This window comes from Curtobacterium luteum (genome assembly GCF_001475545.1).
Lineage (GTDB): Bacteria > Actinomycetota > Actinomycetes > Actinomycetales > Microbacteriaceae > Curtobacterium > Curtobacterium luteum_A.
In genome coordinates, this window is record NZ_LDQC01000113.1 from 1 (window position 1) to 4,159 (window position 4,159).

General features: G+C 71.7%; 2 protein-coding genes. Both read right to left on the minus strand.

The features are described 5' to 3' along the window. Positions 1-91 precede the first annotated feature (91 nt). Positions 92-3,223, minus strand: coding sequence for an alpha-mannosidase (locus NS184_RS15810; protein ID WP_058727054.1), 3,132 nt, complete (start codon positions 3,221-3,223; stop codon positions 92-94). Positions 3,224-3,242: 19 nt separating this feature from the next. Beyond that, positions 3,243-4,073: a carbohydrate ABC transporter permease gene (locus NS184_RS15815; protein WP_058727055.1), complete on the minus strand. Its 831-nt coding sequence runs from the start codon at positions 4,071-4,073 to the stop codon at positions 3,243-3,245. Between the last annotated feature and the right edge of the window lie 86 nt (positions 4,074-4,159).

The following is a 4,159-nucleotide window of genomic DNA, read 5'->3' on the forward strand; positions in this document are numbered from 1 at the left end:
GAGGCTGCGGCGTCGGGGGAACGCACCCGAGCTCCCCCGACGCCGCAGCCTCTCCACCGGACCCGCTGCCTCGGGCCCGGCTCGTCGTCCGCTAGGCCCGTCGGACCCGCAGCGTGACGATCTCGAACGGGCGCAGGGTGAGCACGACCGGCTCCCCCGCACCCCAGGACGACGACTCCACAGGCCGCTCGAGCAGGTCGACCGCGGAGACGGACGCCACGTCGAACCCGAACGACACCCCGACGTCGGCGGCCCGACCGCCCGAGGCCTCGTAGAGCCGGACGACGACGTCGCCCGAGCGGTCCTCGGCGAGCTTGACGGCCTCGACGAACACCTGCGGCGAGGACACCGTCACGAGCGGGTCGACCACGGCAGACCCCGGCACCGACCGCACCGGCAGGTTCAGCCGGTAGCCGGAGTCCGCCGCGTCGAGCGCGGTCGACCCGACCCGCAGCACCGTGCGGAACACGTGGTGCCCCTGATCGGCGTCGGGGTCGGGGAAGGTCGGCGCGCGCAGCAGCGACTCACGGACGAGGGTCGTGGTGCCCCCGTCCGCGCGGGTCGTCCGGGTGATGTCGTGTCCGTAGGTGGAGTCGTTCGCGACCGCGACCCCGAAGCCGGGCTCGGCCACGTGCACCCAGCGGTGGGCGCTCGTCTCGAAGCGGGCCGAGTCCCACGAGGTGTTCTGGTGGGTCGGCCGGTCGATGTGCCCGAACTGGATCTCGCTCGAGGCCACGGATGCCCGGACGTCGAGCGGGAACGCCAGCTTGAGGAGCTTCTGGTGTTCGTGCCAGTCGACCTCGGTCTCGATCCGCAGCTCGGGCGCCCCCTCGACGGCGGTGTAGCGCGTCGTGATCGTGGACGACCCGGAGGACCGCCGCACCACCACGGTGTCGCCGTCGACCGTGACGTCCGCGGCGACGAGCACGGTGCCGTTGCGCTGGTAGGCGCGGTCGATGTCCCACGCCTCCCACTGGTTCGGGGTGTCCCGGAACACGGTGTACTCCGCGCCGGAGGCCCCCGGGGCGATCGCGTCGCGGCCGGTGGCGTTCGCCACGAGCGACACGACGTGCCCGGCCGCGTCGACGGTCGCGGTGACGACGCCGGTGTCGAACACGAGGTGGTCGCCGTGTCGGACGGGAGGCACGGGTCGTTCCTCGTCGGTCGGCGAACCTCCCAGGGCGGTCACCCCACCAGCCGGGACGGGCGAGGCGTTGAACCGGACGAGCTGCCCGCCGGCGGGTGGCCCGTCGACGGCGGTCCCGTTCCCCACGGCGTCGAGCAGTCCGGCTCCGTGCCCGCCGGTCGCGGAGGCGACCTCGGCCGCAGTGGACGAAGCACCGACCCCGGCGAGCGCTCCGGCCCCGCCGTTCGCGAGCGCGGTGGTCGCCGTCCCGATGAGCCCCTCGAGGACCTCGGCGACCTTCGCGTAGTTCTCCTCGGCGACCTCGTAGACCCAGGCGATCGACGAGCCGGGGAGGATGTCGTGGAACTGCTGGAGCAGGACGGTGTGCCAGGCCTCCTCGAGTTCCTCGTACGGGTAGTCGAGGCCGTGCCGGACGGCGGCGGTGGCGGCCCAGAGCTCGGCCTCGCGGAGCAGGTGCTCGGAGCGACGGTTGCCCTGCTTGGTGCGGATCTGGGACGTGTAGGTGCCGCGGTGGAACTCGAGGTACATCTCCCCCGACCACACGGCCGGTTCGGGCAGGACGCGCTCGAGCTCCTCGAAGACGTCCGCGGGGGTGCCGAGCGTCACCCGGGGCGAGCCGTCGAGGTCGTGCTGGCGGCGGGCTGCGGCGACCATCTCGCGGGTCGGGCCACCGCCGCCGTCACCGAAGCCGTAGAGCAGCATCGAGGTGTTGGCGACGCCGCGCTCCTTGTTCTGCCGTTCCCCGCGGTGCAGGTCGGCGGGCGAGACGTCCGAGTTGTACGTGTCGGCCGGGGGCAGGTGGGTGAGGACCCGGGAGCCGTCGATGCCCTCCCAGTGGAAGGACGTGTGCGGGATGACGTTCGTCTCGTTCCACGACGGCTTCTGCGTGACGAACCACTTCGAGCCCGCGGCGCGGACGATCTGCGGCAGCGCGCCCGAGTAGCCGAACGAGTCCGGGAGCCAGGCCTCGGGGGTGTCGATGCCGAACTCCTCGAGGAACAGTCGCTTGCCCGCGACGAACTGCCGTGCGAGGGCCTCGCCCCCGGGCAGGTTGGTGTCCGACTCGACCCACATGCCGCCGACCGGGATCCAGCGGCCCTCGGCGACCCGCTGCTTGATGCGCTCCCAGATCGACGGGTAGCCGTCACGGATCCAGGCGTACTGCTGCGCCGACGAGCACGCGAACGTGAAGTCCGGGTCACGGTCCATGAGGTCGAGCACGTTCGAGAACGTGCGCGCGCACTTCCGGATCGTCTCGCGGACGGGCCAGAGCCAGGCGGAGTCGATGTGCGCGTGGCCGACCGCGATCGCGCGCTGCGCGGATCCGGAGGCGCCGACGGCGAGCAGGGGCGCGAGGACCGCGCGGGCGTCGGCAGCGGTGCCCGCGACGTCGTCGGGGTCGAGTGCGTCGGCGGCGCGGTCGAGGCCGCGGAGGAGGTCCGCACCGCGGGTCCCGTCGGTGGGCAGCTCGCCCATGAGCCCGCGGAGCACCCAGAAGTCCTGCTGGAGCTCCCACACGGTGTCGTCGCGCTCGACGAGCTCGATGCGGCGGACGCGGTAGATCGGGTCGGAGCCTGCGGTTGACTTCGAGCCGAGCGGCGTCGCGCCCTGGAAGGAGTCGCCGCCGATGTCCGGGTTCGCGGCCGCCTCGACGTAGACCTCGAAGGACTCGCCGGGGCCGACCTCGACCGGGACGGTGTCGTTGTGCGGCTCGATGCCCTTGATCGTGGTGCCGTCGGGCCGCCATGCGAGGCCCTCGGCCTGGAAGCCGGGGTTCCGCTTCGTGAAGCCGAGGTCGACGAGGAGCTCGGCGGTGGTGCCGGGTGCGGTGCTGAAGTCGGCCGGGACGGTGCCACGGATCCGGAACCACGTGGTTCCCCATGGCTTCCCGCCCCAGGCGCCGCCGTCGAACGGGGTGTACTCGGCGGCGACGGCGGTGGCGAACGGCACCGGTTCGTCGGGCACCTGCCAGGCGTCGATCGTGACGGGTGCCGAGCGGCGGTGCACGGCGGGGTCGATGCGGTCGCGGACCAGCCGGGCGATCCGGGCGTGGACGAGCGGTTCGTCGGAGTGCATGGAGGAGGTTCCTTCCGGCTCAGCCCTTGAGGCCGCCGGCGAGGGCGTTGCCGCCGCCGAGGCCCCGGGACACGAGCACGTAGAGGGCGATGACCGGCACGGAGTACACGATCGAGAACGCGGCGAGCTGCCCGTAGGCGACGGCGCCGTTCTGGCCGAAGAAGTTGAAGATGCTCACCGCGGCGGGCACCTTGTCGGGGGAGAGGAGCAGCACGAAGGGGACGAAGAAGTTCCCCCACGCCTGGATGAACACGAAGATGAACACCACGGCGATGCCCGGGCGCATGAGCGGGATCACGATGCGCCACAGCGTGGTGAGCATCGACGCCCCGTCGGTCCAGGCCGCCTCCTCGAGCGAGATCGGCACCGAGTCCATGAAGTTCTTCGCCATCCAGATCGCCATCGGCAGGCTGGTCGCGGCGAGGAAGAAGATGCAGCCCCACACGTTGTCGATGAGGTTGAGCGACACGAACAGCGCGTAGACGGGGACCATCATCGCGGTGATGGGCAGGCCGGTGCCGAACAGGATGCTGTAGAGGAACGGCTTGTTGACCCGCATCTTGTAGCGGGACAGCGGGTACGCGGCGAGGATCGCGACGACGACCGTGACGACCGCCGTGCCGCCGGAGAGCAGCAGGCTGTTGCCGAGCGGGATGAACGAGAGGTCCGGCGTCAGCACCTTGGCGAAGTTGTCGAGCGTGAACTGCGTCGGCATCTTCACCGACAGCGACGCCTGCGTGTCGAGCGAGGCGAGCACGAGCCACAGCAGCGGCACGGCGAAGCAGACGGCGATGACGAGCAGCACGACGTTCGACACCCAGCGCATCGTGCGGCCGCGCGGGGAGGTCATGTGGAGCGCACCGGGGGCGGTCACCGCGCGGGTGGCGTTCGCGACCGGGCGGTCAGCGGTGAGGGCCATGGTCAGTCCACCTCCGG

Coding starts and splice junctions, on each gene's coding strand:
- NS184_RS15810 (WP_058727054.1), bottom strand. CDS start 3,223: ATGCACTCCGACGAACCGCTCGTCCACGCCCGGATCGCCCGGCTGGTC.
- NS184_RS15815 (WP_058727055.1), bottom strand. CDS start 4,073: ATGACCTCCCCGCGCGGCCGCACGATGCGCTGGGTGTCGAACGTCGTG.